General features: G+C 64.7%; 20 protein-coding genes and 1 pseudogene. 1 reads left to right on the forward strand and 20 read right to left on the reverse strand.

Going from position 1 to position 23,134, the window contains the following annotated elements; all coding sequences use genetic code 11:
• Position 1 precedes the first annotated feature (1 nt).
• The 19 genes and pseudogenes from istB to JL100_RS32750 form a co-directional block, all read right to left on the reverse strand.
• Positions 2-835 (reverse strand): IS21-like element helper ATPase IstB, encoded by an 834-nt coding sequence (gene istB / locus JL100_RS32660; RefSeq protein WP_202685797.1) that lies wholly within the window; start codon positions 833-835, stop codon positions 2-4.
• Entirely contained in the window at positions 832-2,334 is a 1,503-nt protein-coding gene (gene istA / locus JL100_RS32665) for an IS21 family transposase (RefSeq protein ID WP_202685796.1), read from the reverse strand. The genes istB and istA overlap by 4 nt, the downstream gene beginning before the upstream one ends.
• 175 nt (positions 2,335-2,509) lie before the next feature.
• The gene (locus JL100_RS36955; protein ID WP_407697045.1) at positions 2,510-2,884 is read right to left on the reverse strand and encodes a COG3415 family protein; all 375 of its coding nucleotides are present in this window, start codon (positions 2,882-2,884) and stop codon (positions 2,510-2,512) included.
• Between the two features lie 163 nt (positions 2,885-3,047).
• The gene (locus JL100_RS32675; protein ID WP_202685584.1) at positions 3,048-4,394 is read right to left on the reverse strand and encodes a HupE/UreJ family protein; all 1,347 of its coding nucleotides are present in this window, start codon (positions 4,392-4,394) and stop codon (positions 3,048-3,050) included.
• A 129-nt stretch (positions 4,395-4,523) separates the two neighbouring features.
• Entirely contained in the window at positions 4,524-5,996 is a 1,473-nt protein-coding gene (locus JL100_RS32680) for an NHL repeat-containing protein (RefSeq protein ID WP_202685583.1), read from the reverse strand.
• A gap of 479 nt (positions 5,997-6,475) precedes the next feature.
• A complete protein-coding gene (gspD, locus tag JL100_RS32685) occupies positions 6,476-8,806 on the reverse strand; it encodes a type II secretion system secretin GspD (RefSeq protein ID WP_202685582.1) in 2,331 nt (776 codons plus the stop codon).
• Positions 8,807-9,000: 194 nt separating this feature from the next.
• Positions 9,001-9,531: a hypothetical protein gene (locus JL100_RS32690; protein WP_202685581.1), complete on the reverse strand. Its 531-nt coding sequence runs from the start codon at positions 9,529-9,531 to the stop codon at positions 9,001-9,003.
• A 41-nt stretch (positions 9,532-9,572) separates the two neighbouring features.
• Positions 9,573-10,157 carry a type II secretion system protein GspM gene (gspM, locus tag JL100_RS32695; protein WP_202685580.1) on the reverse strand — a complete coding sequence of 195 codons (585 nt, stop codon included), beginning with the start codon at positions 10,155-10,157 and terminating at the stop codon, positions 9,573-9,575.
• A gap of 1 nt (position 10,158) precedes the next feature.
• Positions 10,159-11,370 carry a PilN domain-containing protein gene (locus JL100_RS32700; RefSeq protein WP_228421572.1) on the reverse strand — a complete coding sequence of 404 codons (1,212 nt, stop codon included), beginning with the start codon at positions 11,368-11,370 and terminating at the stop codon, positions 10,159-10,161.
• Between the two features lie 112 nt (positions 11,371-11,482).
• Positions 11,483-12,133, reverse strand: coding sequence for a prepilin-type N-terminal cleavage/methylation domain-containing protein (locus JL100_RS32705; RefSeq protein ID WP_202685578.1), 651 nt, complete (start codon positions 12,131-12,133; stop codon positions 11,483-11,485).
• Positions 12,130-12,549: a type IV pilus modification PilV family protein gene (locus JL100_RS32710; protein ID WP_202685577.1), complete on the reverse strand. Its 420-nt coding sequence runs from the start codon at positions 12,547-12,549 to the stop codon at positions 12,130-12,132. Before JL100_RS32710 ends, JL100_RS32705 begins: the two co-directional genes overlap by 4 nt.
• A 1-nt stretch (position 12,550) precedes the next feature.
• A complete protein-coding gene (locus JL100_RS32715; RefSeq protein ID WP_202685576.1) occupies positions 12,551-13,012 on the reverse strand; it encodes a GspH/FimT family pseudopilin in 462 nt (153 codons plus the stop codon).
• Positions 12,999-14,204 carry a type II secretion system F family protein gene (locus JL100_RS32720; RefSeq protein ID WP_202685575.1) on the reverse strand — a complete coding sequence of 402 codons (1,206 nt, stop codon included), beginning with the start codon at positions 14,202-14,204 and terminating at the stop codon, positions 12,999-13,001. The genes JL100_RS32715 and JL100_RS32720 overlap by 14 nt, the downstream gene beginning before the upstream one ends.
• Before the next feature lies 1 nt (position 14,205).
• Entirely contained in the window at positions 14,206-15,864 is a 1,659-nt protein-coding gene (locus JL100_RS32725) for a GspE/PulE family protein (RefSeq protein WP_202685574.1), read from the reverse strand.
• 226 nt (positions 15,865-16,090) lie between these two features.
• Positions 16,091-16,870: a prepilin peptidase gene (locus JL100_RS32730; RefSeq protein WP_323378603.1), complete on the reverse strand. Its 780-nt coding sequence runs from the start codon at positions 16,868-16,870 to the stop codon at positions 16,091-16,093.
• Positions 16,767-17,684: a type II secretion system minor pseudopilin gene (locus JL100_RS32735; RefSeq protein ID WP_202685572.1), complete on the reverse strand. Its 918-nt coding sequence runs from the start codon at positions 17,682-17,684 to the stop codon at positions 16,767-16,769. Before JL100_RS32735 ends, JL100_RS32730 begins: the two co-directional genes overlap by 104 nt.
• A 249-nt stretch (positions 17,685-17,933) precedes the next feature.
• Positions 17,934-18,371, reverse strand: coding sequence for a DDE-type integrase/transposase/recombinase (locus tag JL100_RS32740; RefSeq protein ID WP_228421696.1), 438 nt, complete (start codon positions 18,369-18,371; stop codon positions 17,934-17,936).
• 33 nt (positions 18,372-18,404) lie between these two features.
• Positions 18,405-19,625 (reverse strand): IS256 family transposase, encoded by a 1,221-nt coding sequence (locus JL100_RS32745; protein ID WP_228421574.1) that lies wholly within the window; start codon positions 19,623-19,625, stop codon positions 18,405-18,407.
• Between the two features lie 64 nt (positions 19,626-19,689).
• A pseudogene (locus tag JL100_RS32750) lies at positions 19,690-20,082 on the reverse strand (DDE-type integrase/transposase/recombinase); the annotation flags it as partial.
• A 391-nt stretch (positions 20,083-20,473) separates the two neighbouring features.
• On the opposite strand from JL100_RS32750, the gene JL100_RS32755 reads away from it, so the two are divergent.
• Entirely contained in the window at positions 20,474-21,181 is a 708-nt protein-coding gene (locus JL100_RS32755) for a peptidoglycan-binding domain-containing protein (protein ID WP_202685668.1), read from the forward strand.
• Positions 21,182-21,676: 495 nt separating this feature from the next.
• On the opposite strand, the gene JL100_RS32760 is transcribed toward JL100_RS32755, so the two are convergent.
• Positions 21,677-23,107, reverse strand: coding sequence for a HEAT repeat domain-containing protein (locus JL100_RS32760; RefSeq protein ID WP_202685667.1), 1,431 nt, complete (start codon positions 23,105-23,107; stop codon positions 21,677-21,679).
• Between the last annotated feature and the right edge of the window lie 27 nt (positions 23,108-23,134).

Here is a 23,134-nt window from a genome sequence, read left to right on the forward strand (position 1 = left end):
TTCAAGTGTCCTGTCGTGGAGCGTCAATCAAGTTCGCGTTGATTGTCGCTCGGGACGGCGGCCGTCCAGGTCCGCGTTTTCGTTCCAGTGCGACCCTTCGACGATAGCTCTCCACGTTCATCTCGAAGATGGTGGCGTGGTGGACGAGCCGGTCGATGGCGGCCAGGGTCATGGCTTGGTTGGGGAAGATGCCGCCCCAGTCGCCGAACGGCTGGTTCGCCGTGATCAGCAATGACCGCCGCTCGTACCGGGTTCCAATCAGTTCAAACAGGACGCTTGTTTCCGCCTGGTCCTTGGCAACGTAGGCGAAGTCATCGAGGATCAGGAGGTGATACTTGTCCAGCTTGGCGAGGGCGGACTCCAGAGCCAGATCCCGCCTGGCGACCTGAAGCTTCTGGACCAGGTCGGTGGTTCGGGCGAACAGGACGCGCCAGCCATTCTCCACCAGGGCGTAGCCGATCGCGGCCGCCAAGTGCGACTTGCCGCCGCCGGCCGGACCGAACAGGATCAGGTTGGCGCCTTTTTCCAGCCAGCTGTCGCCGGCGACGAGGGCCATCACCTGGGCCTTGCCGACCATGGGGACCGCCTCGAACTCGAAGCTCTCCAGGGTCTTGCCCGGAGGCAGCCTGGCCTCGTCGAGATGACGCTCGATCCGGCGGCGGGAGCGCTCGGCGATCTCGTGCTCGGTCAGGGCGGCCAGGAACCGGGCGGCGGGCCAGCCTTCCTTGTCGGCCCGGTCGGCGAAGTCCGGCCAGATCACCTTGATGGCCGGCAGGCGCAGGTCGCCCAGGGCCAGCGACAGGCGGGCGGTGTCGATGGGATCGGTCGCACTCATGCCGCGGCTCCATGCACGAGTTCGTCGTAGACGCTCAGCGGCACGAGATCGACGACGACACCGGTGACCGGCGCCCCGGTGCGCTGGAAGCGTTCGCGCAGGGCCGGAAGGTCGGGCAGCCGTCCCGCTTCCAGGTCGGCATCGAGGACTTCGGCCAGTTCGGCCTCGCAGCCGCGCTCGTGGGCCAGCGACAGCAGGGCGACGGCCGTGGTGCAGGCCTGGCGGTCACTGCCGGCGGCGAGCAGCGCCTCGAAGGTGCGCTCGAAGGCCCGGCGGGGGAACAGCTGGTCCCGGTAGACGAGGTTGAGCAGGGCCATCGGCTTGCGTCGCAGGGCATGGATGACGTGACGGTAATCGACGACATGGCCGTGCCGGCCGTTGCCGCGCGGACGGCCGCGGGCCAGGGTGAGGACGCGCGTGCCGCCCAGGAAGCAGTCCAGGCGATCGTCGAACAGGTGGACCCGCAGGCGGTGGCCGATCAGCCGGGAGGGCACGGTGTAGAACACCTTGCGCAGGGTGAAGCCGCCACTGGAGGTGACGTGGACGAGGGTCTGCTCGAAGTCGGCGGTCCTGTCGGGCGGCAATGGCTTGAGGGTGCCGCGCTCCACCTCGATCGCCTTGGCCCGGCGGGCGTTCTGCTGGCCGACCACCTCGTCGATGAAGCGGCGGTAGTCCGGCAGGTCGGGGAAGTCCCGGCTGCCGCGGAGCAGCAGCGCATCGTCGATGGCGCGCTTGAGATGGCCGTGCGGGCTCTCGATGGAGCCGTTCTCGTGGGCGAGGCCGCGGTTGTTGCGGCTCGGCACCATGCCGTAATGGCGGCACAGGTCCTCATAGCGGCGGGTCAGATCCTCGGCGGCATCGCGGTCCAGGTTGCGGAACGCCGCCGACAGGCTGTCGCTGCGATGGTCCGCCGGCGCCCCGCCGAGCGACCAGAGCGCGTTCTGCAGCCCTTCGGCCAGGGCGACGAAGCTCTCGCCGCCCAGGATGACATGGGCGTGCTGCCAGCCGGAATAGGCCAGGCGGAAGTGGAAGAGACGGTGATCGAGCGGCTGCCCGGCAACGGACACGGCGGCGTCGCCCATGTCCGTGAAGTCCGACAAGCCCATCTTGCCCGGCTCATGATGCTGCCGGAAGATGACGTCCTGGTCCGGACCGTTGACGGCTCGCCAGGCCCGGATGCGGCGCTCCAGCGTTCGGCGGACCTTCTCGCTCAGGTCCGGATGCCGCCGGCGCATCTCGGCGAACACGGCGATCGAGCGCAGGCCCGGAGCGGCTTTGAGCATCGGCACCACCTCGCTGTCCCAGATCCCGGCCAGCGGATCCGGGCGGCGCCGGCCGCGGGGTAGGATCTTCTGCGAGGGTGGTCGGGGGTCCTGCTCGATGCGGTAGGCGGTTGACGTGCTGAACCCGGCTTTGGCCGCAGCGACGGCGGGAGTGTTGGTTTGTCGGTTTTTCATGTAAAGGCTCACTTGGCGGTCGGTGATGTGTGTGCCCGGCAAGATCGCGGTTCCTCATTGGCGTGAAGATCCTCGATCCTGGCCGCATTCACCGCTTCCGTCAGCGACGTCCTTTTCCAGGAAAGGATGTCGGTGTCGCGGTCGTGACTACGGTCAGGCTACGCCCGCCCTCCGTCACGACCGCGACATTCCATTCCGACCCTGATTGACGCTCTTCCTATCCTGATTGTCGGGCCATAAAATTCCTCGCACCGTCTACGTCAGGCTCGTCCAGGCCGCCGCTTATGCCCCCTGACCTATCAAAACCAATCCGAAGCCGCTCGTAGTCCCATTTAGGATGGCCAAAGTCGAGGTCACCCTTTGCCTTGACCCAGCCGATCAGGAGGTCGGCGTGGGGCGCCAGCTTTCCGCCGCCGGGCGGACGCCCTTGCCGCATAGGTTCCAGCGAGCCGGTTCTCGCCTTGCGCTGCGCCAGCCGGATGCTCGTACTCGGGCTGACGCCGAACCGGCGGGCCGCCGCCCGACACGAGTTCCCGCTCTCGATCGATCCGATGATCCGCACACGCAAATCAGACGAATAGCCATGACCCATGATCCACCTCCAAACACGGTGAATCACACCAAAGCCCAGAGCGCAATAGTGATTCGGGTTTTACGCTCCCCGCTCTAGACCAGCTTGGCCTCGGCTGGCTGCAGGCAAACGCCACCGGCTTCCAGGAGCCTGGGTCGTCGTTAGTTATGGAGCCGAATCCTGCTCAGGCCCTGATGCGGGCGACTTCCCGCCGGCGCCTGATCAGCCACAGCGCGCCGTATGCCGCGAGTAGCGTTGCGATGGCCAGCAAAGTGACAACGGCGAAATTGACCTCGGGCCACTGGACGTATTCAAGGGCCGCCATCCGCTCGAGCATCCAGTGCCACGCGGTGTGCGCCACGAGAACCGAGAGGATCATGACGCCGGCGCGCTGCGCAGGGGCGGTCTTCAGCGACAGCGCCAGGACGGGCAACACGATCAGTAGGAACAGAAGCTGACCCAGCTCCACACCGACGTTGAAAGCCAGCAGGGACAGCAGAAAATGCCCGCCCGTGTACTGCAGGTCCTCCTGTAACACGAACGAGAACCCGAACCCGTGGATGAAGCCGAAGGCGCCGGTGATCAGCCATCTCCAGCGCAGCGCGGTTGCCGCCTGGCCATGGAGCCAGGTGCCGACAATGTTTTCCAGCGCCATGTAGACGATCGACAGGGCGATCAATGTCTCGATCAGCGGCGGAAACCAGTTTCCCTCCGGCACGGCGCCGGTGGCGGCGGCCAGCAATGTGACGGAGTGCCCTATGGTGAAAGCGGTGACTACGCCCACCAGCCGCCACATGTGTTCCAGCCTGAAGGGTAAGACCAGGCACAGAAGGAACAGCAGGTGATCGATACCTTCCAGAATATGGCCGAAGCCCAAGCTGACGAAAGTGAATGCGGCACGGTGCCAGCTCGGATCGAGTTCGAGCCAGCCGTGGCCACCATGGACTTGGTAGGCGCGAGGCTCGCCGCCGGGAGGGAGAAACTGCACGAACAGCTTCAGGCGTCCCGACAGGCCGGATCCCAAGAGAACATCCACGCCGAAGCGGGAATCGGGCGAGGCGGCAGAATAAACCAGTGCCACGTCGAAGTAGCCCTGGTTCCAGAACAGGTTGCTCTGTGGCGGCAGGTCCGGTCCTGTCACGTGACTCCAGGCTGCCTCAAACGTGCCGAAGGCGTCCTCCGAGGGGTGCGAGAAGCGCGTATGCGCTATCGGGACGCCGAGACGCTCCCCGTTCTCATAGAGAATGAAACTCTGCGTCACGGCCTGCACCAGTCGGTCGAGCGAGCCCTCGATACGGGCAAGGTCAAGGTAGCCGGGACCTCGCTTGGGCAGAGCCATGCCTTCGAACAGGCTGAGTGGAATCCGGGTCACTGCCACGAGCCGGCCAGAGTCCGGTTTGATGAAACTGTTGACAAGGATTTCGTCGGGAATGTCGTGGGCGGCGGCAGACCTGCTGACGAGCGGAGGAAGGAGCAGGGCCGCGAAAGCGAGCGCGAGCAACCATCGGACGGTCAGGTTTGGAATCGTCATGATAATTGGGGACTTCTCGCGATGGTAAGTGAAACCACTGCAGCCGCGACCGTGAAACTCCCCGTCCGGTACGCCGGTGAGCGGCTGGACGGGGAGTTTCGTCAGGCTATGCGTTGCTGACCAGGCGGCTTACCGGGAGCGGCAGCCGCGCGCGCCGTACCGCACGAACTTCTGGATACGCTTTCCGGTATCCACCTCGGCGGTGTAGAGAATGCCTTCACTGTCTGTGGCTACGTTGTGCACCCAGTGGAAGTCGCCGGCATTGCGGCCGTGCCGTCCGAAAGTGGACAGGATCTCCAGGCTTCTGCGGTTCAGCGTGTCGACGTGCATGTTGGTACCGTCGGCATTGTGCAGGCAGCTCTCATCGCGATCCGAAGAAGTGTCAAGATCCCACACCGACCCACTGCCCAGTGTCTCGGCGCGGATGAACTTCTCGGTCACGAAGCCGCAGGTGCCCTCGGTTCCGTTCGGGTTGTTGCACTCCTCGCCCACCTGATTCTTGCGGAACACTTGCAGGCGGTTGTTCGCCCGGTCGCAGACATAAACCAGGCCGTCGTGCGCGATGCGGACGCAGTGGACCGGGTTCCGGAAGTACGGGATTATCTCGTCACCCCGGTCATTGGCATAGGGTCCCGCCGCGTCGGAAGCCGCGTCATCCACCGGGTTCTGGCCATAGGCGCCCCAGTGACGCTTGTACTTGCCGGTCTCCGCGTCGACCACCACGACACGGTGGTTGCCGTACCCATCGGCGATGTAAAGCTCGTTTGTCCGCGGATCAACTTCCATATCGGCCGGGTTATAGAGCTGGGGCGTGCCGTTCGAGGCACCGTCGGTGTCGTTGCTGTTAGCCGGTCCGCCGAAGCCCGGATCGCCAACCCGCAGCAGGAAGGTGCCGTCGGCCGAGAACTTCAGGACATGGCTGTCCTCCCCATGCGTCGCCGCCCAAGGGAAGCCGCCCTCGCCAGATCCGTTGCCGGCGATGTAGACGTTATCGTTATGGTCGACATAGATGCCGTGCTCGCCGGCCGGCCAGACGCAGCCGTCCTCCTCCCTGCACTTGCCGCCGATGAAGCCCGGGTCGGCAGGTCCACCCCAGGCCTGGAGCAGATCCCCGTCCTTGTTGAACTTCATCACCGCCGGCGCCGGCAGGCAGCACTCGGCAATGGGTCCGAATGGTCGGGAATGTCCGAGCGCATTGATCGGCTCCCCTTCCTCGTTGGTTGCGTCCTCATAAGCGTCCGTCGCCCCAGCCTCGTCGCTCGTCAGGGTTCGGGCGCGCTGGACGATCCAGATGTTGTCGTGGCGATCCACCGCGATGCCGCCAACCTGTCCCACGAGCCACTTGTTCGGCAGTTCCCGCGGCCAGCCGGGATCCACGATGAACCTGGGCCCGCGCCTGGCCGCGCCGTCCTCCGGCTCGGTTCGGTCGCGCAGTCGGTCGAGAAAGTCCCCGATTTCGCGGAGATTCGGGAAACCGCCGTTGTGTGCGAGGCTAGCGGCCGCGTCGTCATCTTGCGCCGCAGCCGTGTCCGGCGCAAAGGCAATTGCCGCCGCGACGATAGCGGCGGTCGCACCGATGACGGTGCGCCATAAATTTCTCATTGTTTCCTCCCGTGGCGTTATAGGCAGGCCTTGCCCACCAGATGTTTGTAACCGCAGGAATACTCCTTCCGAATGGCGAGCTTTGCGCAGTAACGCTGCGATTCGCCAAATCTCCGATAGCAGAGAGCAGTCCGGGACCAGAATATAGAGAGGAACACACACTGCCCTCATCGCAGTCCTGGTCGGGAATGACACAGGTCCGCTTAGATGATATTAATACTCTGGCAAGTTTGTGTCCCAAGTGCACAAGATATAACCACACCACATTTGTACAGTCAGCACCATGCCGTTTGTACATCTACCCCGGCAGGCGTGTCCGGCATCCTCTTGTGCAAACCCCCGATGTGAAAGGAAAACTGGATCTGGGACAGCCTCCTGGGTCGATGTGTTTGCACTGACCGTAAGTCGACCGTCAGATATGCAGAAAACGCAGGCCTGCCACACAGGATCATGCAGCGCACGTTTTGCTGCTTGGAAACTCATCGCCGCCCAGTATTCGGAGGAGGCGCGTAGCCGGTACCTGGAATCATCCGACCGGCGCCGTTCAGCCTGCGGCGCAGCTCGTCCGTCACCGCACGGGCCTGAGCGCGGTTGCCGATCACCCGGGGGGTCAGCAGGACCAGAAGCTCGGTGCGCCGACGTTGCGTGATTGTCGTCTTGAAGAGATTGCCGAGAACCGGGATGTCCGAGAGGACAGGAATTCCCGTTACGCCATCGCCCAAGCTGTCCCGGATCAGGCCGGCGAGCGCCACGCTTTCACCGTCCTGGACGGCCACGGAGCTCTGGATGGTGCGCTGCTGTATGACCGGCGCATCGATATTCGAGGAGTTGTTCGTCGCGACGTCGCTGACTTCCTGGGCAATGTCCAGGCTGACCAGCCCGCCGGCATTCACCCGGGGCGTGATCCGCAGGATGACCCCGGTGTCCCGGTACTCGATGTCATTGACGATCGGAGCATCCGGGTCGACCACGGAGACCGAGGAGCGCAGCGGGATCGGTACCTGATCGCCGACGCTCAGGCGCGCCGTCCTGTTGTCCAGGACGAGCAGCTGGGGTGCCGACAGAACGTTGACCTCGGTGACCTCGCTGAGGGCGTTCAGCACGACCCTCGCGTCGGTGCTGCTGTAGAGGAAGTTGAAGCCGGGAAACGCCGGACCGCCCTGGCCGGGATTGGCGAACAGCTGCGGATTGAAGACCTCGCCGGTCTCGTTGAACGAGAAGCTTCCGTTCCCCGCCGAGAAGAACCATTGCAGCCCATAGCGCAGCTGGTCGGTCAGGCTCACTTCCGCGATCGTCGCCTCGATCAGAACCTGCATCGGCACGATGTCCAGGCGCTGCAGCGCTGCCTCGATCATCCGGAAATCGGCCTCGCTGGCGAGGATCACCAGGGCATTGTTCACCTCGTCGGCGATGATGCGGATCTCCGGGTCGCCGGCCGGCGCTTCTCCGGGTCCGCTGGGGGCTGCCGTGCCTGGAAAGGGTCGCGGGGACTGGATCATGCCCGTCGGTCCACCCTGACCGTTTCCGGCCAACCCCGAAGTCCCCCGGCCGTTCCGCAGTTGCGATGCGTCGGAGTCGTCGATCGAGAACCCCTCTCCCCCCGACCTTCTCCCGCCACCCGCCGGGAAGGAGCCCAGGTCCCGCGACCGAAACCCAGGCGATACGGAGGGAAACCCGCCCGTCTGCGGCACTGCCGTCGTGAGTTCGCTGCCGAACAGCGGTGCCACGACGGACCCGAGCTCCGCCGCCCGTCCGTTCTGCACAAAATAGATGAAGATCCGCCGGTCCTGAGCGTCGTCACCCAGATCGAGGATCTCGATCCACTGCCGGGCCTCGCTCAACTGCCCCGGGGTCCTGGCTATCGCCAGGACGGCACTCAGGCGCTGGATCGGCAGGAAGCGAACTCCACCGGCGCCGGCGGAACCGGGCTGCGGTGCCGGCGCGCCCTCCTGGGCGGTGGTTCCGGTCGGACCATCGGGCTGGCTGAAGATCTGGGTAAGCTCGCCGGCAACGTCCTCGGGGTTGGCGCGTCTCAGGGGGAAAATGCCGAAGGACATTCCGGCCATCCAGTCGATATCGAAGGTTTCGACGAGGTCGACGAGATCCGCCGCCTCGCCTCCGGGACCGGCGAACACCAGCAGGTTCCGCACGGGATCGGCCACCAGCGACCGGCCTGTCGCAACGAAAGGCGCCAAGGTTTCCCGCAGCGCCTCCACGGCAGCATAGCGGACCGGAATGATGTGGAGACCGTAGCCGCGGCCCGCCTGGGCATCGGTGACGGCGACCAGGCCCGGGGTGATGCGAGCGACTGCCCGTTCCATCGGCTCGACCCGGTAGATGCCGTCCGTCCGGGTGATCGCAGCCCCCGCCAAGGCCAGGAGGGTCTCGAGGGTCGGCATGATGCTCGCCCGCGGCACGGGGCGTCCGGATCGCGCCGTGATCGTTCCCTGGACATTCGGGTCCAGGACATAAGTGAGGCCAAGGGTGTCGCCGAGGATGCCGTCGACCGCTTCACGGATATCCGTGTTGACGAAGTTGAAGCTGACTTCGTCGGCGCCGGTGACCGCCACGCCTTCGGGAGCGCCACCGCGGCGTAGAAAATCGCCGGACCCGCGAATGATCCTGGGGCCGGGTAAGACCTGGGGCCGACGGTCCGGCGTGGCCAGACTCGCTTCAGCCGCGCCGCCGCGCCGCGCGGGCGCTGCCGAGGCGAGTGGCACCGGCGCGCGGGCGGGTCCGTACGCGACCGTCTCTTCCCCGAGGTCTCCCGGTTGCGTGGTGCAGGCGCATGCCAGCAGGAGTACGGCCAAGCTGAGAAATCGCGTGATCGCCTTGGAAACCGAGGAGGCTGGGACGGAAGCCAATGGGATAATCCATTGTTATCATTATTGTTTTAGCTTCGAGATTTCGGTGGTGCGCCACATTGATGCTCAGCCAATTCAGGCTTCGAGGCCAGAACGCAAAGGGTGATGGGTCCGGCGAAGAGATTACAACTTCAGGAATGTCACGGCTGGAGCGCCGTGACATTCCCGGTCGCGAGTTCCCGGGGCCGTTCCCGCGGGCGGCGTGAGCGGTCCGGCTCCGGTGCCGGCGCCTCGATCCGCAGATCAAGCACGCGCTCGACGCTGCCGCGCCGGATGATGACGCGCCGTTGTTCGATCCCAACGACCCTCCATCCCTGTATCGTGTCCCCCACCCGCAGCCTGCGGGCTTTCTGATCCTTGACCGGGGACATGAGTGCCATGCGGCTCTCCGGCGTGATCAGAATTCCCGAGATCACCACGCTCAACGGCTGCGCCGGCTCGCCCGCCTGCTCTCGCCGCTCCGGCGGGCGGCGGCTTGCGGTGAACACCGGCCGTTCGAGGATTTCCGAAAAGTCCTCAAGCGCCCGTTCCACCCAGCCAGGCTCGCTTTCCTGTACCCGAGCCGGGTCCGCGGGTGCCTGAGACGCCTCCTGCACGGGCGGTATCGGGCCGATCCCGCCCAGGGCTAGCAGATCCGAAACCAGCAGCCAGGATACGGTGGCGAAGGCCACGGCGGCGGCGCCAAGTGTCGCGAAACTCGGGCTCAAAGACCTCATTTTCCTGCCCTCCCCCTCAGGTACCCGGCGACATCGAGCCGGATCGCGAGAACGGGATCATTGTTGAGCTCCTGGCCAGCCTGGCTCCGGGCGGTTTCCCGGATCTCCATTCCCTCGATGAACAGCATCGGCCGCCCCCTCTCCACCGCGTGAAGGACACGTTGGAGCGTTTCAATTCCCCCCGTGAACTGAATCCTGACCGAAACCTTCTGGAGATCCTCAACGGTCGCCGTCGGCAGGTTCTGCGCGGCGTTGACCCGTCCGCCGTTCTCCTGAACGCCTCGCTTCACCTGCTCGACCAGCCAGGCGGCAGCCAAGGCATCGGTCGAGCCTTCCAGGTAGGATCCTGTGCCCTCGGGCTCCCGGTCGAAGTTCTCGACGGCGGCTCTGATACGCGGCACCTCGACCGCCATTCCTCGGTAGCGCGCCAGCATGGCCTGAAGGTTCGCGATCTGCTCGGCGTTGCGCTCTTGGCGGGCGAGCGGCATGGCAACCGCCGTGACGTACACTGTACCGACGATCGCTCCCACCAAGCTGATTGCCGCGACCCGGCCGATGATCCTATCGAACCGGAGGTTCATGTCAGTTCTCCCGCGTTGGCTCGGAGAGACTTTCCCCGATTGCCGAGAGACGGGCTGAGATACTGAAGCGCTCGACGCTGGCGGCTCTGCCGTCCGGCACTTCGCCGTCGGCGTCCTGCCAAGCGCCCCGCACGCCCCCGGTCCGCTCGAACGAGACCTGCGAGCGGAATTGGACGTCCTCCAGCAGGGCGGACTCCTCCAGAAGGGCGATCAGGGCCGAGGCCTTGGCCGAGAAACCCGACAGGGACAGGGAGCCGGCGCGCATGTTAAGGCTGGCGAGCCAAGTATCATCGGGCAGCAGCCGGGTGACCTCGGACAGGATGTCGATGCTCGCGGGGCTCCGGCGCTTCAGATCCGCAAGGTACCGTTCCTTGTGGATCGCCGCATCGAGATCGGCCCGAAGCCTGTCCGCCTCCAGAGCCCGGACGCGTGCCGACGTCACCGCCGCGTCGAGTTCGGCGAGATGCCGTTCCTGCTGGTACAGCGGCAGGGAAGTGCGTGCCGCCACCAGTGCCAGAGCGATCCCCGCCAGGACAGCGGCCATTCGGTACCGCCGCCGGTTGGCCTCTCCGCCGGTGCGGGGGAGCAGATCGGTATACGCCTCGCCGCCCCACCCGGCCACTTCGAGCCACTCCGGCTTCAAGCCTGCGCTTCGGATCAGGTCGAGTGCCCAGTCGACGTCCGACCGGCAGACGACGACGAGGTCGACCAGCAATTGCCGGCCGGTCGTCACGCCGCCGGCGCGTCGCCCGGAAACGATCCGGTAGTCATTATAAACATCCTCGGCCCTGAACGGCGTGAGCCGGTCCATCTCGAAGGACAGGACCTCCCTCAGGTTCTCGGCCGCCGCTGCAGGCAAGGTCACCGTGCGTCGCAGCGCCGTGCCCGCAGGAACGATCAGGGCCGTCTCGCACCGGCTGCCGGATCGGTTTCTTACCAAGTCGCGTATCTGCTCAGACACGGATATTGGGCCATGGTCGATCCGGGCGCCCGGGACCGGCCGGGGCCTATCGACCGATCCGAGAAACCGGCGGCGTCCGGCCCGGTGCGCGAAGACTCGGAGGCACTCCGGCTCTACCACCACTTCGAAGCAGCGGGAGCGGCGCGACAGGGCGCGGCTCAGGCGCCGGGGAACAAGCGCGGTCAGTTCCCCACCCCACCAGCGCAGGAAATTCCAGATACCCGATCCGATACGGCCGTTCCAGGGTCCCATGCCTGTCCCAATGCCTTTCACCGCGTCCAGGCGGTGAATTGTGATCTCATAAGCCGGGCGGCACAATACAATATCCCCGATCCGCACTGCGCTGGCCCATCAGGTCAGGGTCCTATGGGGAGGAAGCGAGCCTGGGCGCCACCGATAGCGGCGGCCAGATCCTGCGGTCACCCTCGGCGAAGGCGAGCTCGAGCTTGACCAGGCTGGGGAGCCGGTCGTGGGCCAGCCATGCATCGCGCCAGGCCGGATCCTCCCCGTCGCGCACCGCGCCGTAATATCCTATCCTGATGTCCCTCACCCCCCGGAGCAGGGCGCGGCTCCGCTCGGCTGCGTCGGGCGGCACGACCAGCCCGTCCGGACGGTAAAGCGCCCAATCCAGGGCCAGGCGCCCGTTGTCCGCCCCGGTATCCAGATAGATCCGAAAGAAGCCAATTCCGCCGACACCCAGTTCGGGCGGGAGGATGCTGAGGAACTGAAATCCCCTTGCCTCGCCCAGCAGGACCGCTCCGCTTGCCCGCGCGGACCGGTCTTCGGGAAGGAGCATCCGGCTCATCTGCCGACGCAGGAAGGTCTGTACCGCCTCGATCTCTCCAGCGTCCGCCGCGCGGCCGGATCCAGTTTCCCAGGCCCGGGCTCCAAACCGGAGTCCCCCGAACGTGACCACCGCCACCAATCCCATCAGGGCGAGGGTCACCAGCATCTCGACCAGAGTGAAGCCGGCGGCTCCGCGATTTCGGCTGGTGACCGGCCGGAGATTCCTCATCGGGCGGGTCCCAGCTTCACCGTCTGAAGCGTGATCGCCTGTGCCCGGCCCCAGGTCACCGTCACGCTGACTTGATATGGCTCGACAGCGAGAGCCCCGGCGCCGCCCGGATGCGCGTCGGGGTACGGCTCGATGCCAGCTTTCCAGCGAAAGCCGTCTGCGAATGCTCCCCCCGTCTCTCCCGGAACCAGGGGGATCGTGATGCCGACCTCATCCATCTTGCTGCGGGCATGCAGGACAGCGGCACCCGTGCCTTCCGCTGCCGAGATGCCCCGCAGGCTGGTCGAGAATGCCTGCAGGGCGGCCAGCAGCGCCATGCTCAGGATGGTGAAGGCAACCAGGGTCTCGATCAGGGTGAAGCCCGATGCGGCACCCCGCGGCGCTCCCCGCCGGCCGGAAGCTCCCGGAAAGCGCACTCTACTCGACGATCCGAACATGGCCGGTCAGCCAGTCGACGGTGACGGTATGGCTCGAACGGCCGGAGGACAGGCTTATCCGACCTCCGGTCGAGCTGCCGTCGGGAAAGAAGCGGATGCTTCCGACGCGGTCGCCCTCGGTTTCCTGGATGGCTGTCCGCATGAAGAAATCGAAGGCGCCGAGCTGCCGAGTGTCCGGCCGGTATGAGAGAGCGTAGGTCCCGGACCCGATGTCAAGGGTCAGCACCGTTTCGTCGTTGGACCGGATGGCCTGCCCGCGCGCATCGCGCAGCGCCGCGGCCAACTCGCCTGCGGCGGCGCGCTGCCGCAGGGACGGTGCCAGCCTTCCGAGATCGGGCAGGGCCAGGGCCGCGACGAGGGCCATGATGGCGAGGACGACGAGCATCTCGAGCAGGGTGAAGCCGTTCGCGATCGGGCCGTGCGTTGCCTCAGAACGCGACATTGTACGACCCCAGGATCGCGGAAAAGACGGAGGCGATGATCCCGGCGACCACGATGCCGAGAAGGACCGTGATGACAGGCACCAGAAGTCCCAGGACACGCTGGATCGAGCGCTTCACCTCCTCGTCGTAGATCTCGGCGATGCGGCCCAGCATTTCTTCCAGCTGGCCGCTCTCCTCTCCGATCCGGACCAGATGGATCACCATCGGCGGGAACACGCCGGCGCGCGACAGCGGCTCCGCCAAGCCCTCGCCCTTCTTGAGGTGACGCTCCACTCCGGCGAGCTTCGCAGCGACGGCGCGGTTGCCGATCGTCTCGACCGTCATGGCGAGCGCTGCCAGCAGGCTGACGCCGTTGACCAGCAGCGTTCCCAACGTCCTGCTGAACCGGACCGCCTCGATCCTCGCGATCAGGCCGCCGACCAGGGGAAGGCGCAGCGCCAGCGCGTCGCGACTCCGACGGAATGCCGGGCTGCGCATCGCCCAGCTGAGCGCCAGGACCGCCGAGCAGCAACCCAGTCCCAGGGCCAGCCACCAGGTCCTGAGGAAGTCGGACAGCCACAGGATAATCCGGGTGGAAAGCGGCAGTGCCGCGCCCGCCGCGTCGAACAGGGTGCGGAACTCGGGTATTATCAGGGTGAGGATGAGGATCACGGAAACAAATGCCGTGACGAGGACGAAGATCGGGTACTGGAGGGCTTGGCGGACCGTCTCCTCGAGCGCTTGGCGGCGCGCCAGCATCTCCGCGACCTGTGCCAGGACGGTCTTGAGGCTGCCGCCCGCCTCGCCCGCCCGAACCATGCCGACATAGACGCGCGGAAAGACGTCGCCCTGCGCCTGGAGGGCGTCCGCGAACGAAGCCCCGCCGCGAACCCTGTCGAGCACCCGGACGGTGAGGTCCCGGAATGCCGGCTTGTCGGTCAGTTCGCTGACCAGCGCCAGCGCCCGGTCGAGCGGGACCTCGGCGCGCAGCAGTGTCGCCAGTTCGCGGGTAAAGGGCAGCAGATCCTTGGTACCCTTCCGCTGCCCCCGAAGACCTGGCCTGGACCGGCGCGCGGAACCTTCCTCGGCGCGGATCGCCACGCTTCCCTGGCGGCGCAAATGCTCGATGACGGCGCTCCGCGACGGCGCGTCGATATCGCCCTCGACGACCTTGCCCTCCGTCGTGACGGCCTTGAAGCGGAAGTTCGGCACCTTACCCCTCTCGCGTGACGCGCAGGATTTCCTGGTACGAGGTAAGGCCTGCCAGCGCCTTCCTCATGCCGTCATCGAACAGCGTGCTCATGCCCTCCTCGACCGCGGCGCGGTGGAGGACGCGGCTCTCGGACCGCCGGAGCACGAGCTGACGTATGTGGTCCGACATGATCAGGGTCTCGAGGATTGTCGTCCGCCCCCTGTAGCCGGTACCGCCGCACTCCGGGCAGCCTGCGGGACGGTAGAGGGTGATCTCCTCATCCCCGGTGAAGCGCGCCAGACCAAGCTGGCCGGTCAGTTCGGGCAAGGCGCGGAAGGGCTGCCTGCAGCGCCGGCACAGGGTCCGGATCAGCCGCTGGGCGGAAACGCCGTTCAGGGTCGAGGTGACGAGATAATCGTCCAGACCCATGTCCACCAGCCGGGTGACGCTGGCGGCGGCGCTGTTGGTGTGCAGCGTCGACAGCACGAGGTGACCGGTCAGGGCTGCCTGGGCCGCGATCTGGGCCGTCGCCAGGTCGCGGATCTCGCCGACCAGGATGATGTTCGGGTCCTGGCGCAGGATGTGACGGAGTACATTGGCGAAATCCAGCCCGATCGCCGGCTTGACCTGGATCTGGTTGACGCCGTCGAGCTGGTACTCGACCGGGTCCTCGACGGTGATGATCTTGATCTCGGGCGTGTTCAGCCGGACCAGGGACGCGTAGAGCGTGGTCGTCTTCCCGCTGCCGGTCGGGCCGGTCACGAGGAAGATCCCGTCGGGCTGCTCGAGTCCGCGCAGATAGGTTTCCAGGTTGCGGTCGGCGATACCGAGGGCCGCGAAGTCGAGGGCGATCCGCTCCCGGTCGAGGGCACGGATCGCAATGGTCTCGCCGTAAAGCGTCGGCAGCGTCGACACACGGAGATCGATCGCCGAACCGTGCGCCGCGAACTTGATGCGTCCGTCCTGGGGCAACCGGCGCTCTGCGATGTTCAGCTTGGCCATGATCTTGATGCGCGACGTGATCGCCGCCCTGAGGCGGAACGGCGGAGAGTCGCCTTCGCGCAGCACGCCGTCGATGCGGTAGCGCAGTCGCAGTCTCGTCTCGAAGGGTTCCAGATGGATGTCCGTGGCACCGATCTCGATCGCCCGTGTGATGATCCGGTTGACCAGGCGGATCACGGGAGCCTCGCTCGCCAAGTCCTTCAGGTGCTCGACATCGAGCGCAAGGGTATCATCCTCGGTATCCGAGCAGTCTTCGTCGTTCGCCGCTGCGCCGGGCCGCGCATACAGCCGGTCGATCGCCCGCTCGAGTTCACTGGGTACCGCGACGCGCGGATCCACCGCGCACCGGGCGACGGTCCGCACCGCGTCGATGGCGAAGGCGTCGTGGGGATCGGCCATCGCCAGGATCAGGGTTTCACCGGCGAAAGCCAGCGGCAGGACGGCGGAATCGCGCAGAAAGCGCTGGCTGAGCTGATCCTCCAGGAGCGGCGCCTCGGGATAGTCCTGTTCGGCCACAAGCGGCAGGCCGCTGGTTTCGGCAATGGCCGAGGCCAGATCGCGTTCGGAGATCAGGCCCAACTTGACCAGGATGTGTCGGATCGGCTCGCCGCTGCTGGCACGGAGCCGAGAGACGCGCTCCAGGGATGCCCTGTCCAGCCGCCCGGTGCCAACCAGCATGTCAACCACCCGGTCATCGAGGATGGATTGTTTCTGCGCCGCCAGAGACATGACGTCCCCTGTCGTTCTTGTTCTTCGTTTCCCCGGTCGGGCGCGCATCGACCGCAAGCGAAACGCAGCGCTCCCGTTTTCCGAACAGGGTAGAAGGAACTCCCGCGCATTGCTACGCGCTGCACGGAATACCTCCAACGTCGGGAGTCATCCGGCGGGACTCGTACCCTCGGTGTCAGCCGATCTGCAGGGGTCCGTGCAGCCAGACGATCCAGAACCCGAGCGCGAGATAGGGGCCGAAGGCGATCGGAGCATCCCCGGTGCCGCAGCACCGGCTGCAGGAGGAAACAAAACTGACGGAAAGCGCCGTGACCGCGGCGATCAGGACCACGCTGGGCAGGCCGGCCCACCCGACCCAGGCGCCGGCGGCGGCCAGCAGCTTCGCGTCGCCGAGGCCGATCCCCTCGCGCCCCCGCAGCATCCGGTAAATCCGGCGGATGGCGGACACGCTGGCGTATCCGGCGACGACCCCGATCCCTTGCGCCGTGACCGCGCCGGTCGTCAGCCACGACACCACCAGCCCGGCCGGAACCAGCGGCAGGATCAGAGGGTCCGGCAGCCAGTAATGCCTCAGGTCGCTCATGGCCGCCGCGATCAGAACCCATCCAAGCGCGCAGCCGGCCCAGGAGAGCGGTTCCGGAAGGACGGCGCAGGACCAGAAAGCGGCTCCAAGGGAGGCGGCGGCTGCGCTGGCGAAGGATCGATCCGGGGGATCGTTCGGACTCCGATCATCGGTCGGCAGCTGTCCGAGCCCCACGGAAATCAGGCCGCCGGCCGTCAGGGAAAGGGCAATGATTGTGAGATACATGCCTGCCGAAAAGGTCATGCCGTTTGCTTGTTCATGCGGTTCCTCACCCGTTCCGGGTCGGCACGATGGGACGGCCTGTGGTCCACCCCAGGACGCGGTAGGGCAGTTCCGGATCCCGGGAGCAGTATATCCGGGCGACACGGACATACCGGCCACCGCCTGGCGTGGCGGCCTGGGCCCGTATGACGAAGACCTCCCGCTCCGAGGGTGCAATCCGTTCCCTGGTCGCGGAGCCCCGTCCCCGCAAGTCGCGCCCATATCCCGTGTCGCCATTTCTCAAGGCATTTTCCGAAGGTGCCTCGCGGGCCGGGCGGGGGTCAGCCGTCAGGATGCGATCGAGTTCGGCGCGCATGAAGCCCGTGACAGCGTAAACGACCTCGTCCGACGCCACATCCGGATCAAGCCGCGAGAGACGACTGTCCGCGGTGACATATGGCAGTATGCGCCGATACACCGCAGGCGTTATTCCGTCGACTTGCTGGAGTTCCTCCACGACGTCGAAGAACCTGTTTCCAGACGCCCCCGGATCGCCCATACCGGGGGCGGCCTGGGCCCAAGCTGTCGACGACCCGGGGCCAGGACGCCGGAACGACGTGATAGCTCTTGCCAGAAGGACTCCCTCTGCGGGCGTCATTCCGGTCGCGGTCATCAATCGGGCGAGTTCTTCCGCGGTGGCATAGTTGAGGTTCAGCAGACCGGCTTCATCCTGAACCGACAGGACGACCGTGCCGCCGCCGACGGGAATATCGAACGGCGTGCCGTCCTCAGGCAGGATCCTGACCCCCTGCGGGTCGAGCAGCGCCAGGATGGCGAGGTGAACGCCAGCGTCGGCGGTGGCTTCGGCCTGCGCCGAGATCAGGTGATTGCGCGCCAAGGCGACACTGGTTCTGGAGTTTGTTGTTGCATTGGTGGCGATCAAGGCCAGCAGCATTATGGTCCATAGAACGCTCAGCAGCGCCATGCCGCGCTGGGACTCGCGTCGCGACGTTCGGCGGTTCATGCGCCAACCTGGAGTCTTGGGCGACATGCTCTTGACCGGGCTGCGGGCTCTGCACGAAGTAAACCCCCATTTCGGTGGAATTGGAAGGAACTGCCTCATGCACCGCTAGCGCTGGCGCTTTGGTTGGTGCGAGTTCTCCGCGCAATTGGGTTCTGTCAGCTTTCGGGGCAAGTTGCGCAGCGGACAGGCGTCTGGCTGCCATTAGCTGTATCAGGCGGCGGAGATCAGGCCCCGAAGCGCGGCCACGCGCTGGACGTGGATAACCCGCCGACGGGCGAGCGAGATGGTCTGGTTGATGTAGCAGGTCGGGTGGAGGAAGTTGCGGATCTCATCAAAGGCTCGGCAGAAGCGATGAGCCGCATCGAAGTTCTTGAAGCCGCGCATTGACCGGTAGCGTCCTTTTATTCCCCGGTGATCTTGCTCAATCACGTTGTTTTTGTACTGACTGGTGCGGTGGTCGACGTCCGTGCCGAGTTCCTCGGTGATGGCCCTGGGATAGCTGGTATGGCCGTCGGTGGTGACCTGCTCAGGCTCGACCTGGGTGACCGACTTGGCCGAGCGGAGGAACGCCTTGGCGGCGGCGAGATCGCGGGTCTCGCTCAGGTAGACGTCGACCAGATTGCCGTCGCGGTCGATCGAGAGTGTCAGGAATTTCGTGTGATGGCGGGCGGTTTCGCATGATCAGGCGAATGCCTTTGTGAAGCGCTCACCGAAGAGGACGGCGAACTGAGCCTTTGCCATGGCCCATTCGCGTGCCGGCATGGTCCACTGTTTCTCGGTCCTGTGCAAGACCAGGAAGATCAGCTTCAGGGCGGCATCGTCAGTCGGGAAGTGGCCTCGGGCGCGAACGGCCCGGCGGAGCTTGGCATTCAAGGATTCGATGGCGTTGGTGGTGTACAGGATGCGCCGGACCTCGGCCGGGAAGGCGTAGAACGGCACCACCTCGTTCCAGGCGCGGCGCCAGCACGGGCTGATGGCCGGATACTTGCGTCCCCAGGCGCTGTCCTCGAAGGCTTCCAGCGCGGCCTCGGCGGCCGTGGCGTCGATCGCCCGGTAGATGTCCTTCAGGGCGGCTGCGACGGCCCGGCGGTCCTTCCAGGAGACGAACTCCAGGCTGTTGCGCAGCAGGTGCACGATGCAGGTCTGGACCATGGCCTGCGGGAACACCGCCTGGATGGCGTCGGGAAAGCCCTTCAGCCCGTCGACCACGGCGATCAGGATGTCCTCCACGCCGCGGTTGCGCAGCTCGTTCAGGACACGCAGCCAGAACTTGGCGCCCTCGTTCTGCTCCAGCCACAGGCCGAGGATCTCCTTGGTGCCGTCGGCCCGCACACCGAGGGCCACGTGGACGGCCTTGTTGCGGACCAGTCCCTCGTCGCGGACCTTGACCCGCAGGGCGTCGAAGAACACCAGCGGGTAGACCGGCTCCAGCGGCCGGGCCTGCCAGGTGGCGATCTCGTCCAGCACGGCGTCGGTCACGGCGCTGATCAGGTCGGGCGAGACCTCCACGCCGTAGAGTTCGCGCAGGTGCCCGACGATCTCCCGGACGCTCATGCCGCGGGCATACATCGATACGATCTTGTCGTCAAAGCCGGGAAAGCGCCGCTGGTACTTGGCGATGAGCTGCGGATCGAAGGTCGCCCGCCGATCGCGCGGGATCTCCAGCTCCAGCTTGCCGGTGTCGCTCAGCACCGTCTTGCGGCCGTAGCCGTTCCGGCCGTTGCCGGCCTCGTCCTCGCCGGCGAGATGATGGTCCATCTCGGCATTCAGCGCCCGCTCGGCAAGCGCCTTCTTCAGGCCGTCCAGAAGGCCGTTCGGATCGAACGCGCTCTTCGCGTCGGACACGGCAAGAAGTTGGTCGAGCAGGGCGTCAGGGATGACGGGTGGTTTGCGACGAGCCATGCGGGATCTCCTTTTCTCCCAGTATGCCCGCCCTCACACGAAATTCCTGACACTCTCCGGTCGACGCCCGGTACAGATAGCACCACTCACCGGCGACTTTGACGTAGGTCTCATCGATGTGCCAGCACCGGCCGGCTTTGCCGGCCCGGCGCTGGCGCAGGCCCTCGGTGAGCAGTGGGGCCAGCCTGGCTTCCCAGTCGCGCACCGCCTCGTGGGTGAACACCAGGCCCCGGATCAGAAACATTTCGGCAAGGTCGCGCAAGCTCAGCTTGTAGCGCAGCCTCCAGAAGACCACGAGAAACACGATGTCGGTCGGGACCTGGACCCGGTTCAATGCCGTGCCGGTCCGTTCATTGTATCGCCGCCCGCATTCCCGGCAGCGGAATCGCCGGAAGCCATGGACAGTTCGCTCTTCCCGCTCGGTGGTCGACGACGAGTGGCAGTGCGGGCAGTTCATGGCGGCTCTCTTGATCACTCAAAACGGGGGCCCGGGAACCTATCCGTCAACGTCGCTCTCGGCAAGCTGCCCTGAGATCTGACAGAACCGATAGGCCCACTGCATCTATGCTGAGCTCGCTGCACCAACGCCCATCCCCGTCCCATACCCGCCAGCCACCCGCCTCCGCAAGCCCCGGAGCTCAAGTTGACGGTACCTTCAGAACAGCTGAAACAAAACCGCTTTAGGATCATTCATTATGCAAATTTAATATAAAAATATAAGTCTAATAGATTAATCCTATTTATTATTATTTGAAAACCGATATAGGCTCTATACAACATTCGTCTGCAGGTTAATTTCATACAAAGTAATCTGAGCTTTTGGTTCTTTGTTGTTTTGGAGGAAGCTAATGCCGACCGGACATGAAGTCCTCAAACTTGCTAGAACGCGCATCGGTCAGGATTACGTTAATGTATGTGTCCCAAAAAACAATTCTAACTGGCAAGGCCCGTGGGACTGTGCTGAATTCGTATCCTGGCTCATATATCAAGTAGGTGGCTTTCTATATGGTTGCACAAATAATGCTGGAAACCCAGCGACGACAGAAGCCTATACTGGCGCGTGGAAGCGAGACTCGCAGAAGATCGGCATCCGTATCGACTGGCAAGTTGCTATTGCGACGGAGGGGGCGATGCTGCTGCGTTATCCTCCCACTGAGGGAGCAATGGGGCATATAGCAGTTAGCGATGGAAAAGGTGGCACAGTCGAAGCTAAAGGAAAACAGTTTGGTGTGTGCGTTGACAGGTCTTCTGGTCGAAATTGGGATACTGGCGTACTAGTTCCAGGCTTTGATTATGTTCCTGCGAACCAAGGGATCGCTATCGACGGAGTAGAACTCCTTTACATGATCGGTATGCCGAATATGCGGCGTGAAGTTGTTCGAGCTATTCAACGCGCACTCGCCGATGCCGGCTTTAATCCCGGTCCGATTGACGGCATCTATGGCCACAACACAGCTGCTGCTGTTGCAGCTTTCCAAGCGACTAATGGGTTAGTTGTGGACGGACAAGTAGGTATGCAGACGGCTATTCGGCTAAAGGTTGATTTAACTGTTTAATGGGAAACGCTCTTGGGATCAAGTGTGTTGGACGATAAAGGCTTATGCTCGGCGCCGAAGCGAGTCAAAGTAGTTGTCGCCCTTCTCATGCGCGGTGTCACGCTCCGGGCTGAGTGTAACGGCGGCGATGGGTCGCACGTCGCGCCTGTTCATCGGCGCGAATTCGTGGTCCGGGCGTGCTGTTAGAGGGTGTGCCGTTCCGCGAGGATCTGCCGGTCCCGTGAGCGGTTACACCCGAGTTGCCCAGGCAACCCGACTTGCCGCCAACTTGACAATATCAGTTGACTTGGCCTGGGCGGTGAGCATGGAAGGAACCGTGGATTGCGGGTACTGTGCGGTACGCCTTGCCGGCGGAAGCCGAGAGGATTACCGCACCGCGCCGGGAGAGGCAATGACGGTGTGGGAAGTCAGGTTACATGCGGCCCCGAAGTCGGGCGTCCTCACCCGGGCCTTCCGGGTGAGGACGCCCGCCGGATCGATCAGGGCACCCGACCATCAGCGGCGCAGGTACCCGTCGAGAATCGAGAGGGTCTTCTGCCAGCCCGGAGCCGATCGAAACCGATCCTGCGCCTCTTCCAGCCCGGTGCGGATATCCGCCCGGAATGCCGGATCCAGATCGCCGCGCGGCAGCCAGGAACCAAGGACGGTCACGGAATTGTAGACCAGGTTGCCGTTGTTCGACTCCTTCAACTGGGAGAACAGCAGCTCCCCGGTGCGTTTCAGCGACTCCGGATCGACGAGGCTGTTGAGGAGCAGAGCGGCGGTCTTGCGCATGGTATCATCCGAATGGCCCAGGAGCTTGACGACCGCTTCCGCCCCGTCCTGCGGAAGCTTGACGTCGGCGGGAGCCATGAGCGCCAGCGCCGTGACCGCGCCGAGTTGGATACGGTATGTGGGATTCGGCGCTGTCAGGGCCGCGATGAGGGCGGGAACCGCAGGGGCGCCGATACGCGCAAGCTCGCTGCGTGCCAAGCGCCGCTGCTCGCCGTCCAGCTGGCTGATCAGCGCGCCGACCTCGTCCGGATTGGGCTCCGGCAGGTTGGCGACGGCGTTGGCGGCCGCCTGCTGCAGCTCGTTCTTGATCGGGAGGACGCCTGCCGAGGTGGTATCGAACGCAGGAGCCGTGGTGATCTGACCGGACGGTTCTTGGTCCGATGCCGATATGGCTTGCTTGACGACGAGGTCATCCAGGGCGGCATTCAGGCGTCCGTTCAAGTCAATCATCTCCTTGTCGGTCGGCTCTTCCGCAAGTTGTGACCGCGCGAGGGCCTTGACAATGCTGTCGCGGAGCCGCTGGCGGAGCTCCGGGTTGTCGGAAGGAATGTTCATGCCGAGGATGGAGCGAGCCACCTCCTTCCGGATGCCGATGCTGGCGGTGGTCGCCATGATCTGGTCGAGAGCGTTCAACGCGGCACTCTTGATGCCCTGATCGCCGGTCCGCTGCGCGAACGGAACCCACAATGCCAACTCGCGCTTTTCAGCCCCGATGTCGGCAAGCATGTCGTCGTTGTTTGAGAGCAAGGCAAAGTAGAGTGGAAGTTTGTGAATGGATTCTTCTTGCTTTGAATCAAGCTTTCCATCGTCGTCTATCGACGCGTCAGTCCGTATCTTCATCAGGGAGATCGTGATCCTGGCCTTGGCCTGATCTTTCAATGTAGAGTCTTTGACATGCTGGTTGATGTTGGCAACCATGTCGTCGATGATCTTGGTTCGGCCGACGCGTTGATCCAGAGCGCTTTGCAACCTTTCCTGCTCATGGCTGAGCTGCCATTGGATCACGCCCAGGATGATGGTAACGATCGGCGTAAGGACGGCGATCACGTCCTTGAACCGTTCCCAAGTGAACCAGGAATGCCGCGTCCCGCCACTGGGACCCGCCCCCGCCCCGGTCGGTTCATGCCGTTGCGGATTGTCCGGGTTAGACATCGTCGGCCTCCCACGCCCTGATCAGTC

This window comes from Skermanella mucosa (genome assembly GCF_016765655.2).
Taxonomy (GTDB): domain Bacteria; phylum Pseudomonadota; class Alphaproteobacteria; order Azospirillales; family Azospirillaceae; genus Skermanella; species Skermanella mucosa.